This window comes from Rheinheimera fenheensis, from assembly GCF_039871805.1.
Taxonomy (GTDB): Bacteria; Pseudomonadota; Gammaproteobacteria; order Enterobacterales; family Alteromonadaceae; genus Alishewanella; species Alishewanella fenheensis.
Genome location: NZ_JBDPJM010000009.1, coordinates 62,604 through 77,956, shown reverse-complemented (window position 1 = coordinate 77,956; position 15,353 = coordinate 62,604). Strand labels below are relative to the sequence as shown.

At 48.9% G+C, this 15,353-nt stretch carries 14 protein-coding genes; 10 read left to right on the top strand and 4 right to left on the bottom strand.

From position 1 onward, the window contains the following. The first annotated feature begins 207 nt into the window (after window positions 1-207). The 3 genes from ribA to ydiJ all read left to right on the top strand — a co-directional run bounded on the left by ribA (window position 208) and on the right by ydiJ (window position 4,426). Complete coding sequence (gene ribA, locus ABGI61_RS12995) at window positions 208-789, top strand: GTP cyclohydrolase II (protein WP_347601749.1); 582 nt, start codon at window positions 208-210, stop codon at window positions 787-789. A gap of 74 nt (window positions 790-863) precedes the next feature. Next, complete coding sequence (locus tag ABGI61_RS12990) at window positions 864-1,331, top strand: YehS family protein (RefSeq protein ID WP_347601747.1); 468 nt, start codon at window positions 864-866, stop codon at window positions 1,329-1,331. 56 nt (window positions 1,332-1,387) lie between these two features. After that, window positions 1,388-4,426 carry a D-2-hydroxyglutarate dehydrogenase YdiJ gene (gene ydiJ / locus ABGI61_RS12985; RefSeq protein WP_347601745.1) on the top strand — a complete coding sequence of 1,013 codons (3,039 nt, stop codon included), beginning with the start codon at window positions 1,388-1,390 and terminating at the stop codon, window positions 4,424-4,426. Between the two features lie 66 nt (window positions 4,427-4,492). Here ydiJ and ABGI61_RS12980 read toward each other — a convergent pair whose 3' ends face one another. Further along, window positions 4,493-7,069: a TonB-dependent receptor plug domain-containing protein gene (locus tag ABGI61_RS12980; protein ID WP_347601743.1), complete on the bottom strand. Its 2,577-nt coding sequence runs from the start codon at window positions 7,067-7,069 to the stop codon at window positions 4,493-4,495. Window positions 7,070-7,289: 220 nt separating this feature from the next. On the opposite strand from ABGI61_RS12980, the gene ABGI61_RS12975 reads away from it, so the two are divergent. The 7 genes from ABGI61_RS12975 (at window position 7,290) to ABGI61_RS12945 (ending at window position 12,807) form a co-directional block, all read left to right on the top strand. After that, a complete protein-coding gene (locus tag ABGI61_RS12975; RefSeq protein ID WP_347601741.1) occupies window positions 7,290-7,862 on the top strand; it encodes a GNAT family N-acetyltransferase in 573 nt (190 codons plus the stop codon). Beyond that, window positions 7,862-9,208, top strand: coding sequence for an NAD(P)/FAD-dependent oxidoreductase (locus tag ABGI61_RS12970; protein WP_347601739.1), 1,347 nt, complete (start codon window positions 7,862-7,864; stop codon window positions 9,206-9,208). The genes ABGI61_RS12975 and ABGI61_RS12970 overlap by 1 nt, the downstream gene beginning before the upstream one ends. Window positions 9,209-9,275: 67 nt before the next feature. Then, window positions 9,276-9,917, top strand: a complete 642-nt coding sequence (locus tag ABGI61_RS12965; RefSeq protein WP_347601737.1) for a LysE family translocator — start codon at window positions 9,276-9,278, stop codon at window positions 9,915-9,917. 41 nt (window positions 9,918-9,958) lie between these two features. Continuing rightward, window positions 9,959-10,486, top strand: a complete 528-nt coding sequence (locus tag ABGI61_RS12960) for a YaeQ family protein (RefSeq protein WP_347601735.1) — start codon at window positions 9,959-9,961, stop codon at window positions 10,484-10,486. Window positions 10,487-10,580: 94 nt separating this feature from the next. Then, window positions 10,581-11,495, top strand: a complete 915-nt coding sequence (gene trhO / locus ABGI61_RS12955) for an oxygen-dependent tRNA uridine(34) hydroxylase TrhO (protein ID WP_347601733.1) — start codon at window positions 10,581-10,583, stop codon at window positions 11,493-11,495. A 179-nt stretch (window positions 11,496-11,674) separates the two neighbouring features. Further along, window positions 11,675-12,223 (top strand): cytochrome b, encoded by a 549-nt coding sequence (locus tag ABGI61_RS12950; RefSeq protein WP_347601731.1) that lies wholly within the window; start codon window positions 11,675-11,677, stop codon window positions 12,221-12,223. 14 nt (window positions 12,224-12,237) lie between these two features. After that, the gene (locus tag ABGI61_RS12945) at window positions 12,238-12,807 is read left to right on the top strand and encodes a YceI family protein (RefSeq protein WP_347601729.1); all 570 of its coding nucleotides are present in this window, start codon (window positions 12,238-12,240) and stop codon (window positions 12,805-12,807) included. A gap of 30 nt (window positions 12,808-12,837) precedes the next feature. Here the strand turns inward: ABGI61_RS12945 and ABGI61_RS12940 are convergent, their stop codons facing one another. The 3 genes from ABGI61_RS12940 to nrdB form a co-directional block, all read right to left on the bottom strand. Continuing rightward, entirely contained in the window at window positions 12,838-13,869 is a 1,032-nt protein-coding gene (locus ABGI61_RS12940) for a tetratricopeptide repeat protein (RefSeq protein ID WP_347601727.1), read from the bottom strand. 66 nt (window positions 13,870-13,935) lie between these two features. Further along, complete coding sequence (gene yfaE / locus ABGI61_RS12935; RefSeq protein WP_347601725.1) at window positions 13,936-14,190, bottom strand: class I ribonucleotide reductase maintenance protein YfaE; 255 nt, start codon at window positions 14,188-14,190, stop codon at window positions 13,936-13,938. 3 nt (window positions 14,191-14,193) lie between these two features. Then, window positions 14,194-15,324, bottom strand: coding sequence for a class Ia ribonucleoside-diphosphate reductase subunit beta (gene nrdB / locus ABGI61_RS12930; RefSeq protein WP_347601723.1), 1,131 nt, complete (start codon window positions 15,322-15,324; stop codon window positions 14,194-14,196). Between the last annotated feature and the right edge of the window lie 29 nt (window positions 15,325-15,353).

Sequence of the window (15,353 nt, the reverse complement as noted above, 5' to 3'; positions counted from 1 at the left end):
ACTAAAAGAGTGGCTATTGTAGCGGTTTTAACAGTAAAAGTGTTGTCAGCATCAGTGGTAAATGTTGTGACATTATCACAAAAGTGCATTAAACCACCGGCGAACACTGCTATAATGCCAACACTGTCGTCCCGGGCTTGAATTGGCAGTCAGTGGTCCCCATATCGCCTGTGCTGCCAAGCAAGCAGCGGTTTGCTGAGATGTATTATGAAACTGAAACTTGTCACCTCTACCTTGTTACCCACCCCGTTTGCTGAGTTTCGGCTGCACGGCTTTGAAGCACCTAACGGCAAAGAGCATGTGGCCTTAACGTTGGGCGACGTTACTGGCGACGAGCCGGTGTTGGCTCGGGTTCACTCGGAATGTTTAACCGGTGATGCGCTGTTTAGCTTGCGCTGTGATTGTGGTCCGCAATTAGAGGCCGCTATGCGTAAAATTGCTGATCTCGGCCGTGGCTGCATTTTGTATTTACGCCAGGAAGGCCGTGGCATTGGGCTTATTAATAAAATCCGCGCTTATGCCGAGCAAGACAAAGGGCTGGATACTGTAGAAGCCAACGAAATTTTGGGTTTTTTGCCGGATATGCGTGAATACGATATTGCTGCTGAGATGTTCACCCAATTGGGTATTAAGCAAGTACGGCTGCTAACCAATAATCCGCGTAAGTTAAAAGCCCTTACTGACGCCGGTGTGAACGTACTGGAGCGGGTGCAACACCGGGTAAAAACCACCGCGCACAGCCACCGTTATTTGGCAACCAAGGCCAGTAAGCTTGGGCACTTGCCTTAAACTGAATATCTTTGTCTAAACAAACGCTGTGTTATCATGGCGCCAATTTTCACTAATACTAACAGGATATTGCTTTGACACCGAATGACGTACTGCGCAGTCTGCGCTACAGCTTAAATGTGCATGACTATGGCATGATGGATATTTTTTCCCTGGCAGGCGTCAGCGTAAGTAAAGAGCAGGTCGTCAGTTGGCTGAAAAAAGATGAAGATGAAGGCTTTGCGGCTATTAGCGATGAATTAATGGCCAGCTTTTTAAATGGCCTGATAATTCAGCGGCGCGGCGCCAAAGATGGCGTGATCCCCGAGCCTGAGAAGCGGCTTAACCATAATATTATGCTGCGTAAACTCAAAATCGCCTTTGATTTAAAAGACGATGACATTATCACCTTATTGGAAAAAGCGGATTTTCGCCTGAGCAAGTCTGAACTCAGCGCGTTTTTCCGCCGACCAGATCATAAACACTACCGTGAATGTCAGGATCAGGTATTGCGTTATTTCCTGCGCGGTATTCAGTTGAAATTCCGTCCGGCTGCCAGCTGATCGCGACATAAAGTTAATGTTATACTGCAGCCACTTATTGCCGAGTGACTGCAGTTATGATCCCAAAGCTTGCCCCTGAACTAGCGCTGGATGCCAGCATTGTTGCTTACAGCAAAGCCTTAGTGGCTGCCGGTTTTACCGGCGACATTGAAACCAGCTACGCCAGCCGTTTGGCTGTTGCCACCGACAACAGCGTGTACCAGGCATTACCACAAGCAGTATTGCTGCCCAAAACAACTGACGATGTGGTAATCCTAACGTCATTAGCGCAAACCTCCAGCTTTTCTCATATCAAGTTCAGTCCGCGCGGCGGAGGCACCGGCACAAATGGCCAAGCATTAACCGAGCACGTAGTGGTCGACTTATCGCGCCATATGCGCGGCATTCTGGAAATCAACCTTGAACAGCGCTGGGTACGGGTGCAGGCAGGTGTGATTAAAGATCAGCTTAATGCCTTTTTAAAACCCCACGGTTTTTTCTTTGCGCCGGATCTATCCACCTCTAACCGCGCGACTATTGGCGGTATGGTGAACACCGACGCCTCCGGGCAGGGGTCGCTGGTTTACGGTAAAACCAGCGATCATGTACTAGCATTAAAAACGGTGCTGATTGACGGTAACATTTTAAATACGCACAAAATGGCGACCTTCGAAGCCGAGCACAGAGCTGAGCAGCCCAACAGTATAGGTCGCATTTACCGGCAGGTGCTACAAAGTTGCCGTGAATTCAGACCGCAAATAGTGGCAAAATTCCCACGTTTAAACCGCTTTTTAACCGGATACGATTTAGAGCATGTGTTTAACGATGACTTAACCGAGTTTGACTTATCGCGCATTATTACCGGCTCTGAAGGCTCTTTAGGTTTTGTGGTTGAAGCCAAACTGAATATTACGCCCATTGCCAAATACAAGTGTCTGGTCAACGTAAAGTACGACAGTTTTGAAAGCGCACTGAGAAATGCACCTTTTCTGGTCGCAGCACAGGCTACCTCGGTTGAAACGGTTGACAGCAAAGTGCTGAACCTGGCGCGCAATGACATTATTTGGCATCAGGTGAAAGACTTCATTACCGATGTGCCCGGCAAAGATATGCAGGGCCTGAACATGGTCGAGTATAACAGCGAACGGCAAGCTGATATTGAACAGAAAATTGCCGCCTTAACCGCACGGCTGGATCAGGCAATGGCTGATAAAGCCGACGGTATTATTGGCTACCAGTTAACCTACGATAACGCCGCGATCAGCAATATTTACGCGATGCGTAAAAAAGCAGTGGGTTTGCTGGGCAACACCAAAGGCAGCCAAAAGCCATTAGCCTTCGCTGAAGACACCGCGGTGCCACCAGAGAACCTGGCTGACTTTATTATGGAGTTTCGTGCGCTGCTGGACAGCCACGGCCTGCAATATGGCATGTTTGGCCATGTCGATGCAGGCGTGCTGCACGTAAGGCCGGCTTTAGACTTATGCGATCCGGCACAGGAGCAGCTGCTGCGTACCATCTCTGATCAGGTGGTCGCCCTTACGGCTAAGTACGGTGGCTTGATGTGGGGTGAGCATGGTAAAGGCTATCGCAGTGAATACGGCCCGGCCTTTTTTGGTGACGAACTGTTTAACGAATTACGTAAAATTAAAGCCGCGTTTGACCCGCGTAATCGGGTAAACCCAGGCAAAATTTGTACACCGTTTACGAGTAACGATGCGCTGGTTTCTGTTGATGGCCAAAAACGTGCCTGGTTTGATCGGCAAATCCCAACGCGGGTTAAGGAAAGTTTCGACAGCGCCCTAAACTGCAACGGCAATGGCCTGTGTTTTAACTATGAAGAAAACTCGCCGATGTGTCCGTCGAGCAAAGTAACGAAAGACCGGCGGCACAGCCCGAAAGGGCGCGCGGGCCTGATGCGCGAGTGGCTTAGGCTAAATCAGCTGCAAGGCATAGATATATTGGCGCAGGAGCAGCAGTTGTTGCAGCGCTCCAGCGGCGTAGGTGCGCTGTGGCAAAAGCTGAAAAACACCCTGGCTAAACGTCAGGGTGAAGCGGACTTTTCGCATGAAGTTATGCAGGCGATGGAAGGGTGTCTGGCGTGTAAGGCCTGCGCTGGCCAGTGCCCGATTAAAGTCGATGTGCCATCGTTTCGCGCCCGCTTTTTGCAACTGTACCACAGTCGCTACCTGCGCCCGGCGAAAGACTATATTGTCGCCAATATTGAGCGCACCGCCCCTTGGCTGGCCAAGGCGCCCAAGCTGGTTAACTTTGTGCTAAAACGTCGCGTCACGGCCAAGCTGCTGGAAAAAACCGTTGGCTATGTTGATACGCCCCTGTTGTCAGTGCCGACATTAGCCCAGCAAACGGCCGGGCGTTATCAGTTTAATCTTGAGCAGTTAAGGGCGTTAAGTGCTGAACAGCGTGAGCGCACTGTGCTGCTGGTACAAGACCCTTTTACCAGCTTTTATGAAGCAGAATTGGTGTTTGATGCGCTGCGTTTAATCGAAAAGCTCGGCTTTAACCCAATATTATTGCCGTTTTTACCTAACGGTAAGCCACAACATGTGAAGGGTTTTTTACGTGAATTTGCGCATACAGCGGGCAATGCTGCTGCTTTTTTTAATCAGCTAAGCCAGCTTAATCTGCCATTGCTGGGCTTGGATGCATCCTTAGTGTTGGTATACCGCGACGAGTACAACAAGGCACTGGGCGATAAACGTGGTGATTTTAGCGTATCGCTGCTGCACGAATGGTTGGTTAAGCAGCCTATCCCCAAAACCGCCCAATCAGGCCAATACGCGTTGTTGGCACACTGTACGGAAAAAACCGCCTTGCCGGCCACAGAAAAGGCCTGGCAGCAAATTTTTGCCCAAGCCGGGCTTAGTTTATCGCCCGTCAGTGTAGGCTGCTGTGGTATGGCTGGCACCTATGGCCATGAGGCACAAAACCTGGAAAATAGTAGAAGCTTATTTGCGATGAGCTGGCAGCAGCCACTTGCGCAGTATGGTGTTGATAACGTGGTGGTGACCGGATTTTCTTGCCGTAGCCAGGTAAAGCGTTTATTAGGGGATAAACCCAAACATCCGCTACAGGTTCTTTTACAGCGACTTTAAGCTTTACCGCGCTATTCTAATGCAAAAAAATCCGCCCGAGGGCGGATTTTTTAACTTGTTGGCAGATTAGAACTTATAGGTACCTTTTAAGTACCAATAACCGCCGTTAATCCCCATGGGTGAGGTTTCAAAGAACTTACCGCCTAAGATACCTTTCCACTCGTCGGGTAATTCTGCCGGATCATTATCCAGCAAATTTTGCGCGCCGACAGACACGATAAAGTTATCGTTGATAAAGTAGCTCACTTCGGCATCCAGTGTCACTTCCCAAGTCGCATTTACCGCCAGACCCGGGTCGTCAGCATGCACGCCCTGATAGCTACCATAGTAGTTAGTGCGGACGAATGCTGACCAATCATCCCAACTTTGAGTCCAGGTAAAGGTTGCCCGATGATTTGGCAGGTCATTTTCTAACCGAGATACACGGAACTCACCGGTAATATCAGTGAAACGGGTAACTTCAGTATCATTCCAATTATAAGCCAGAGCAAAGCTGCTTAGACCATCAAATAAGTCCATCGAATAGTTTGCAACAATATCAATACCCTGAGTACGGGTGTCAAAGTCGTTGGTCAAATAGGTAATACTGGTTAACGAGTCAATACCCCGAACGCCAGCTGCTTTTAATAAGGCGATATCTTCAGGCGTTACATCAAAGGCTGTTGATTGGCTGATACGGTCGTCAACGTCGATACGATAGTAGTCGGCGGTAACAAAGAAATCATAACCGGTATACACCACACCAAAGGCATAGCTGGTTGACTCTTCAGGTTGCAGCTCGGTAGCACCTTTTAATATGGCAACCGGGTTGGTCGCCGGTAACACACCTATATCCACCAGCACACCCTGATCCGCTTCAGTACGAACGTTACTGACGTTGGCCTGACCAACGGTAGGTGCTCTAAAGCCGGTACTGGTTGAAGCGCGCAGCGCCCAATCGTCGTTCAAACGGTATTGACCGGTCAGTTTATAGTTGGTGGTAGTGCCAAAGCTGTCGTAGTCTTCAAACCGTACAGCTAATGCGCCCAACAGATTTTCACTAAATTCGGCTTCTACATCAACGTATGCGGCATAGTTGCGACGCACAGATGTACCGGCTGTTTGTGGTTGGAAGCCAGGGAAGCCGTTTGAGCCATTACTTAAGCCTTGTGACACGTAAGGGCCAATTTCCCATGACGCTTCTTCACCTGCAACGATTTCAAAGCTTTCTTCAGTCCATTGTGTACCAAAAGCCACTGTTAAGTCTTCGTACAAACCTGCAGGCACATACTTAACAAAATCGGCGCTGAAGGTTTTTTCCAGTTGAATATATTTACCGGCATCAAACTCTGTCGGTGTTTCCGGGCCTAAAGAGGCGTTTACCGAATTAAATAGCTGGAAGTTAGATTCACTGCGACCTACTACACCGCTAAAGTCGTACAGCACACCTTCCATAAAACCGGTTTTAAACTCGCCTTTCGTCCCAACGGCCAATGATGTATCGGTAATATTGCCGCCAAAGTTAGGCGTGAAGCCGCCAGGGAACATAGAGAAGAAGGTAAAGCAGTTATCTGGCAGTGCCTGTACAGCGGCATCTATCTGCTGATAGTTTAAACCGCTAAGCGGTATGTTCTGACAGCCGCCCTGACCACCACTCCCCAGATCAGTTAAGTCAACCACCAGCAAGCTCTCACCGCCATCGTTAGAGAATACCTGCGGCCGGTTAGTTGGGTTACGGTAATAGAAGCCACCGCGCACATCACGCTCTGAATAGTTACCAAAGATATAGGCTTCGCCACCATTGCCCAAATCTAAACCTGCATTGGCAAATAAGGTAATATCGTCTTTTACTTCAGGTGAACCCCAAACCTGGGCAGGGTCCTGAATAAAGGGGTTGCCAGCATCTGCCAGCCCTTGTGCATCGCCACGTTGTACACTGCGGCTGGTCGCATCAACATTTTTATACTGCATACTGACGTTAACAAAACCATCTTTGGTCAGCGGCATACCGACGTTGGCGGCAACTTCAGTTGATGTGCCATCACCAGCGTAATATTCACCGTGTTTAACTTCAACAGTACCGCCATCGGCTGCATCTTTTAGTACGAAGTTGACCACGCCTGCGATAGCATCAGAGCCGTACTGGGCCGCTGCACCATCACGCAACACTTCAACCTGCTTTAAGGCAATGCCGGGAATGACCGACAAATCTGGGCCTTGGGCACCATCGTTAATACCGCCACCTAAAAACGAGATAACCGAGGCACGGTGACGACGCTTGCCGTTTAATAACACCAGCGTACTGTCAGAGGATAGGCCGCGCAGGTTTATTGGCCGGATCAAGGTAGCCGCATCGCTGATAGGTTGTGCATGTACGTTTAGTGATGGCACTGTGGTGCTAATCAGGTTCAGCATGTCGCTGTTACCATTTTTGTTTAACTCCTCGCCACCGATAATATCGACCGGCACCGGGGAATCACCGATAGAGCGTGGGGCAGAGCGAGTACCGACAACGGCTATTTTTTCAACAGCTTGTTCTTTTTTAACGTTATCAGGGCTTTCTTCCTGTGCCAGAGCAGTAGTGCTTATACCTAGGCTTAGTGACGCCGCCAGACCAAATTTCACGGCACGGGCGACCGGATGGTACTTGTTATGGTTTTTCATAGCTCGTTTCCTGGATTATTTTTGGAATCATCTGACGCTTATGTTTTTGTTTTTGCGTCCTATTAACCATATTTGATAAAACCGCCGTTGTCTATCGTATATTTCTGCTATTTCGTCTTGAAATTGGGGAATTGCAGTCGATTGCAATAGCAAATAGCACTTGCTATTAAAAGGCCGGCTGATTTATAACAGCGCTATTGAAGAACGAGCGGATGCGGCTGTGCAAATCATTGAACTTACGCCAATTTATTTTGCTGATGTTGTCGCCTTGGCAAACCAGATCCATGGTGATAATTATCTGACCGCAGAGAGCCTGTTACAAATGCAGCAACAGGGCATCAAATACGGCATTAATGCCAGTTTTGTTGCGTTAAACGGGCAGGGGCACGTAATTGGATACCGCTTAAGTTTTTCTGCCGGCCAGTGGCAGCCAGATAAATGGTGTAGTGTGTCGCTATGGCCGGTGGCGGTGTCTGATATGGCTTACTTTAAGTCGGTTGGGGTAAGCCCGGCTGCCCGGGGGCAGGGCGTTGCCTCTGCATTGTTACGCCAGTCCTCGACAGCGCTCAGCCAGCAAGGTGCTACAGCCGGTCTGGCGCATATTTGGCGGGAAAGCCCAGGCAACGCTGCTGAGCGTTATTTTAGCCATGCCGGTGCCAGGTTACTTAAGGTACATGCTGATAGATGGCGGCATTTATCTGAGTTTGAGGGCTATATTTGCCCACGTTGCGGCGCGCTTTGCCGTTGCAGCGCTGCCGAGATGGTACTGTTATTTAATGTGGAAAAAAGCTGATGTACGATCCGCTGGTCGATAGCAATATTGGTGTTGCCGCGCCTTACCCGGCGTCTTATTGGGCGACGACTGAGGTGGTAAACCGGCATGCAACGCCATACCACAAACTCAGCACCGATATTGATACAGATGTGGTTGTCATCGGCGGCGGTTATACCGGCTTAAGCTGTGCTTATCAATTGGCCAATCAGTTTTCGCGTGAAGTTACCCTGCTGGAAGCCAATCAAATTGGTTGGGGGTGCAGTGGCCGTAATGCTGGTTTCGTGCTGCGCGGCACGGGCCGGCTGGGTTTAGCGCAACTAAGTGAAAAATTTGGATTGGATATTGCCAAAGGCTTTCATCAGGAATACAGCGCTGCGCTGGCACTGGTTGAGCAGATGATTGACGCCGGCAGTATAGATTGTCAGCGCCAGCAGGCGGGCTATTTAAAAGTAGCGCATAAGCCATCACTGGTTGATAGCCTGCAGCAGCAGGCCGACTATTTGCAGCGGCAATTTGGTTACCAGACTGAGTTTTTATCGGCACAAGCGCTTAATGAGCGCTATATGCAAAATAGCCAGGCTTATGGTGCGCTTAGGTTTGAAGATTGCTATGGCATAAATCCGCTGGCGTTGGCGCTGGGTTATGCCCGTATGGCAACAGGGGCTGGTGCAAAACTTTACAGTGCTACGCCGGTGCTATCGTGGCAGCGCAGCAGCTCGGGCGGCTTTGTGTTGCGGACACCGGAAGCGACAGTACGCTGCAAACAGTTGGTGCTGGCCACCAACGGCTACACGCCAAACCTGTTTTATCCGGCATTAAACGGGGCTTGTCTGCCGGTGCTAAGTAGCATTATTGTCACCTCGCCGTTAACTGCGCAGCAATTTGCGCAAAGTGGGCTGTGGCATAACCAGTTAGTGATGGATACCCGGGCGCTAAAATACTATTACCGTAAATTGCCGGATAACCGTATCTTATTTGGCGGGCGCAGTGCGGTCTATGGTAAAGATGCGGAAAAACCGGTATACCCCAGGCGCTTAGTACAGGCGCTGACAAACTGTTTTCCGATGCTGGAAGGTATTCGAGCTGAGTATCACTGGAGTGGCTGGGTGGCGGTGTCGATAGACGATCTGCCCAGAGTCTGTCAGGCCGAGTCAGATCTGTTTTATGCGGCCGGTTATTGTGGCAGCGGCTTGTCTTTTAGCACCCAGGCGGGTAAGCGTTTAGCACAGTTATGTATGGGACAGACCTTACCCGCTTTACCACTGTATCAGGGGCCGTTACAACCGTTTCCGCTACCGTCACTGCGTCGGCTGGGGCAGCAGGCTTATTACCAGTGGGGCCGATTTAGCGATCGTTTCTTGTAAGCGACGTAATCCCTCTTAACGGAGTGTGTGGGATTAGCTGTTATTTTTAATTCTGGAATAGGTTTTTATGTCTTTTTGGCCTGAATTTTTATTAATTGCGACAGTGCATCTGGTGGCCGTTGCCAGCCCCGGGCCTGATTTTGCCATAGTGCTGCGTTATGCTGTGCGCTTTGGCCGGCGTCAGGCGCTGTTAGCCAGTGCAGGTATCGGCCTGGCCATTTTGCTGCACGTTAGCTGGTCGTTGCTCGGTATTGCAGTACTTATTCAAAGCACAGAATGGTTATTCAGTGCACTAAGCCTGGCCGGTGCGGCTTATTTAGTTTATATCGGTATACAAGCGCTTAAAAGTAAAGCGCCGGCTCACCCGGAGCATGCCATAGGTGGTAATGCACAAGACCCAGTGCCAAGTGGCGGCAAGGCGTTTGCCGCCGGCTTTATTACCAATGGGTTAAACCCAAAAGCCACGCTATTTTTCTTGTCTTTGTTTGCCGTCATTATCTCGCCGCAAACACCGCTGTCGTACAAGGTCATCTACGGTGTTTACATGGCGTTAGCGACAGCCTGCTGGTTTTCCGTGTTATCCGTAGTGCTGACACAAACCAAAGTGCGAGGTTTTTTACTGCTTAAAGGCTTTTGGTTCGACCGCCTGATGGGGGCACTATTATTGGCATTAGCATTGCATCTGGTGATAACGACGATGTACCGCTAAACTTAAGCGGTGTCAGATGCTCGCTGACCAAGAGGTGTAACATGCAGATCGTCAGCAAGCTGATTACGCTGGATCTGGATTATAGTCATCCCGATAGCCATGCTTATCAGCAACAGCGTTATTACGTCTCGCCCTGGCAAGGCGAGAGTGCGCATCATTTTGCCAAACGGTTGCTGATGTTTTTAAGCTTATACGAGCAACACCCTGGTTTTGCAGTTACACAATCGCACGGTAAAACCCCGGATATTTTTGTCAAAGATACCCAACAACAGGTGAGGATCTGGTGCCAACTCGAGCCCATAGCGGCTAAGCGGCTGCAGCGTGCCAGTCACCTGGCCGCGGAAGTGCTATTAGTGTTGGACGAGCAGGAAGCGGCGCAGTGTTCTGTCATGACCGCAGCGAACCAACGCACCTTTGTATTGCATCAGTCACAGTTAGACGCCTTTTGCTTAATGCTAAAAAGCCATATGCGGCTGAGTGTTTTTCGCGAAGATCCGTTACTGCAAATAACAGATGGCCAGTATGTGATGCAGCTTAATCTCACCACCTTACTGGATAAACCACATTAACTCTATGGCCTTGTGTTAGTGCGACTGAACGTTATAATACGCCGGTTTTTAATATTGCACCGGATTTACGGTCCGGCAACGCAAGGAGTTGTTCATGTACGTTGTTGCTGCTTTATATAAATTTGTCCACTTACCCGATTACGTTAGTCTGCGCGATACCTTGTATAACACTATGGTTGCTCATCAGGTTAAAGGCACGTTGTTGCTGGCTGAAGAGGGCATTAACGGTACCATTTGCGGTCCGCGCCAGGGTGTTGGCGCCGTAAAAGCCTGGCTTGACGCCGATGGCCGCTTTGAAGGTATGAGCTATAAAGAGTCTTTATCGGACGAGCTGGCGTTTTATCGCACCAAAGTAAAACTGAAAAAAGAAATTGTGACCATGGGAGTCGAGGGCATTAACCCGGCGCACATTGTAGGTACCTATGTTAAAGGTGACGACTGGAATCAGCTGATAAGCGATCCTGACACTATTGTCATTGATACCCGCAATGATTATGAAGTGGCCATTGGCACCTTTAAAAATGCGGTTAATCCCAATACCACGACCTTTCGCGAGTTCCCTAAATGGGCAGCTGAAAACCTGGATAAAACCAAACACAAAAAAGTGGCGATGTTTTGCACCGGTGGCATCCGCTGTGAAAAATCCACCGCTTATTTAAAAGAGCAGGGCTTTGACGAGGTGTATCACCTTGACGGCGGTATTTTAAAGTACTTAGAAGAGATGCCAGCAGAAAACAGTCTGTGGCAAGGCGAGTGTTTTGTCTTTGACCAGCGCGTAGCGGTAAAGCACGGTTTGGAGCAAGGCAGTTATGATCAGTGTTATGCCTGTCGTATGCCGTTGTCAGCAGAAGAAATGACCTCGCCACATTACGTGAAAGGCTTAAGCTGCCCGCACTGCTATGATAAAACCACCGAAGAGCAAAAAGCCGCCTTTGCTGAGCGTCAACGTCAGGTTGAACTGGCCAAACAGCGCGGTGAAAAACATATCCGCGACGGTAAGTTTGAATAACAAAATTGCTGTTAGTCTATAAAGCCCGCTACCAAGCCAGCATATTGCTGGCTTTTTTATGCAATGCATTTTATGCCAGTAGTAACCAATCCTTTCGATAATTTAGAATTTAACTGCGGTAAAAATGCAATTTTTGTTTTATTTTCTTACGCTATGATATAAGAGAATCAGGAGATCCTATGCTGAAAAATACCCCTACTCATTACGGCTTAGTTAGTGTAACCGTGCATTGGCTGGTGGCGCTGACCGTATTTGGTTTGTTTGCGCTGGGGTTTTGGATGGTGGATCTCAGTTATTACAGTAGTTGGTATCGTACCGCGCCACACTGGCACAAAAGCATTGGCATTTTGCTGACGTTGGTGATGTTGTTTCGCCTTGGTTGGCGCCTGATTAGCCCGCCACCATCGCCACTTGCCACACACAAACGCTGGGAACGCCTGGCTGCAAAAACAGTACAGTTGGCGTTATATTTGGGTATAGGGCTACTGATTATCAGCGGTTATTTAATCTCCACTGAAGATGGCCGGCCTATTGCCGTGTTTGACTGGTTTGAAGTGCCGGCATTGGGCGCACTGTTTCACCGTCAGGCCGACATTGCTGGCGCGATACACGAATATACCGCTTACGGATTAATTTCGCTGGCGCTGCTACATGGGCTGGCTGCTGTAAAACACCATATTATTGATAAAGACAGTACACTGCGCCGAATGTTCGGCCGTAAACCTTAGAACCGGAGGAAACAATGAAGAAATTTGCACTGGCTGCAGCAATGGCCTCGATGATGGTATTACCAGCAAAAGCTGCCGATTATATGATTGATACCCAAGGTGCCCATGCTTTTATTCAGTTTAAAATTAGCCACTTAGGTTACAGTTGGTTATATGGCCGCTTTAACACCTTTAGCGGTGATTTCAGCTACGACGCCAGTAAACTGGCCGAGTCAAAAATTCAGCTGACCATAGACACCGCCAGTGTTGACTCAAACCATGCTGAGCGTGATAAACACCTGCGCAGCGCCGATTTTTTAAATGTGAGCAAACACCCTAAAGCAACCTTTGTCAGCACCAAAGTGGTGCCTAAAGACGGTGATAACTTCGATTTGCACGGTAACTTAACGCTGAACGGCGTCACGAAAGAAGTGGTTATCGCGGCAGAAAAATTAGGTGAGGGTACCGATCCCTGGGGCGGTTATCGTGCGGGTTTTGCTGGCACTACCACGTTGACATTAAAAGACTTTGCGATTAACACTGATCTAGGCCCTGCATCGGCCACCGTACAGCTTGATCTGACGGTAGAAGGGATCCGCAAGTAACGTATAACGGCGTAACCAAACACCGGTGCGTTATAACACCGGTGTTTGCTTTACTGAATCGTTTGTATCTGGCTTAGTTTCTGCTTCCTGCTCAGGTTGTGTCTTTGGCTTTAGGGCACTGAGTAAGCTTAATAAGATTAGATTAAATTCTTCATCTTCTACTTTGGCATTTGTCAGGCTACCTACTAACAACGTGGCCTCAAAATTATCGCCGGTGCGATACATCAGTTGCGCTAATCTCAGCGTCGCCCAAGGTAAACTTGGGTTTTCACTGTCTTTAAAAAATTCAAGATATTGCTGCAACGCTTTAATACCAAGATCTGCATCCTGATCAGCCACCACAGCTAAACGACCTATATGATAAAGCGCCGTGTATTTCTCCGTCAGATCTGTCGCATAGTCTGCTGCTAGCCGGTAACTGACAAACGCCTGCTGAAAAGCACCTAACTCATTCTCAATTTGTGCCTTACGTGCCAGTAAGCGGGCAGTGGGTGGGTTGGGCATCATTTTTTCCAGCAACGCCAATGCTTCTGCCGGTTTTTTCTCATTCAGCAAAATACGGCTTTGTGCCAGCAAAGCTTGTGCCGGGTTATCGTGTAGCTGCTCTGCCATCTGAACAGCCAGCGCTTTATCGCCGCCGGCAGAGGCGGGCGCTACACTGTAAAAGTCAATCAGCGCCTGACGGGCGGCGAAGTGATCAGGTTTTAGTTGCACCGCCTGTTGTAGAAGTGCCACACCACGTGCAGCCCGCTCTTTGGCTGCAAACACATTGCCATCACTGGCCAGACGAATCTTGCTTAAACCCGCCAGGTAATTTAGCTCACTGTTGTTAGGAAACTGCTCTACGGCGAAATTGAGCAGGGTATTGGCATCTTCCAGCCGCTGCTGACTGATCAACGCACGTGCATACAGTACCAGCAAGGCGTCCTGTTGTTTGTAGTCAGGCCGCTTTACCAGTTGATGCTCAAGTTCAGTAAATTGTGATTTGGCCAGTAACTGTTCAAAATGAGCCAGCTCTTGCGCAGGCAGCACTGTCGCCAACAAAAATAACAGTGTTTTCAATACAGAACTCCTTCGACGTCGCGAATTATTATAGTCTGCGGCATCTGCTGCTAAATTACCACCGGCTTACGGTACTTCAATACTGATGTCTGTCAGTGGAATGCTACAGCAGGGTAGAAACTCACCAAGGCGAACAAACGCCAGCGGTTCAGTAAGATAACGCACTTCGCCAGACAGCAGCTTACAGCGGCACGCACCGCAGTAGCCTTCCCGGCAGTGGAAATTCACCTGTTGATTATGGCGCTCCAGCGCACAGAGTAAATTGGCATCAGTGCCATCAAAGTCGATGGCACTGTGCTGATTAAGCCTGACGCTGGGCATCTGTTACAGGTCGAAATCGCCGAAATCGGCACCATCAACTTCGTTATCAATCTGCCCGACCAGATAAGAGCTGATTTCGGCTTCCTGTGGGGCCACCTGCACGTTATCTGATACCAGCCAGGTGTTGATCCAGGGGATGGGGTTTTGTGTGGTAGAGAAAATAGGCTTTAGGCCGATTGCCTGCATACGGCTGTTAGTAATGTACTCAACGTACTGACATAAAATATCTTTATTCAGACCAATCATAGAGCCATCTTTAAACAAAAACTCGGCCCAGTCTTTTTCCTGCTCTGCCGCTTTGCGGAAAATAGCATAGGCTTCTTCTTCGCATTCTTTGGCAATTTGCGCCATTTGTGGATCGTCATCGCCGGCTGCCATAATATTTAGCATATGCTGGGTGCCGGTAAGATGCAGCGCTTCGTCACGGGCGATAAGACGGATTATTTTAGCATTGCCTTCCATCAGTTCGCGTTCGGCAAAAGCAAAGCTGCAGGCAAAACTGACATAAAAACGAATAGCTTCCAGCACATTCACCGACATCACACACAGGTATAACCGGCGTTTGAGTTCATACAGGCTGATGCTGTGCGTTTCACCGTTGATTGTGTGAGTCCCTTCACCACAGCGCTGATACAAATTAATACCGTCAATCAGTGCATCGTAGTAGCGGGTCACATCTTCAGCACGCTGCAGAATTTTTTCATTCAGCATAATGTCATCAAACACTTTATGCGGCTCGGCGCTAATATTACGCACAATGTGGGTGTAACTGCGGCTATGGATAGTCTCGCTAAACGCCCAGGTTTCAATCCAGGTTTCCAGCTCGGGCAGCGATACGATAGGCAAAAATGCCACATTAGGTGAGCGGCCCTGCACCGAGTCAAGCAAGGTCTGGTACTTCAGGTTGCTGATAAAAATGTGCTTTTCATGCTCGGGCAGGTTTTGAAAGTCGATACGGTCTTTGCTGACATCGACCTCTTCCGGGCGCCAGAAGAAACTCAGTTGTTTTTCAATCAGTTTTTCAAAGATACCGTATTTTTGCTGATCGTAACGTGACACATTGACCGGATTGCCAAAAAACATTGGCTCTTTTAATTGATCGTTGATTTGTCTGTTAAAGGTTGTGTACGCCATAGCCACTTATCGTCCTAACTGGGTATCAA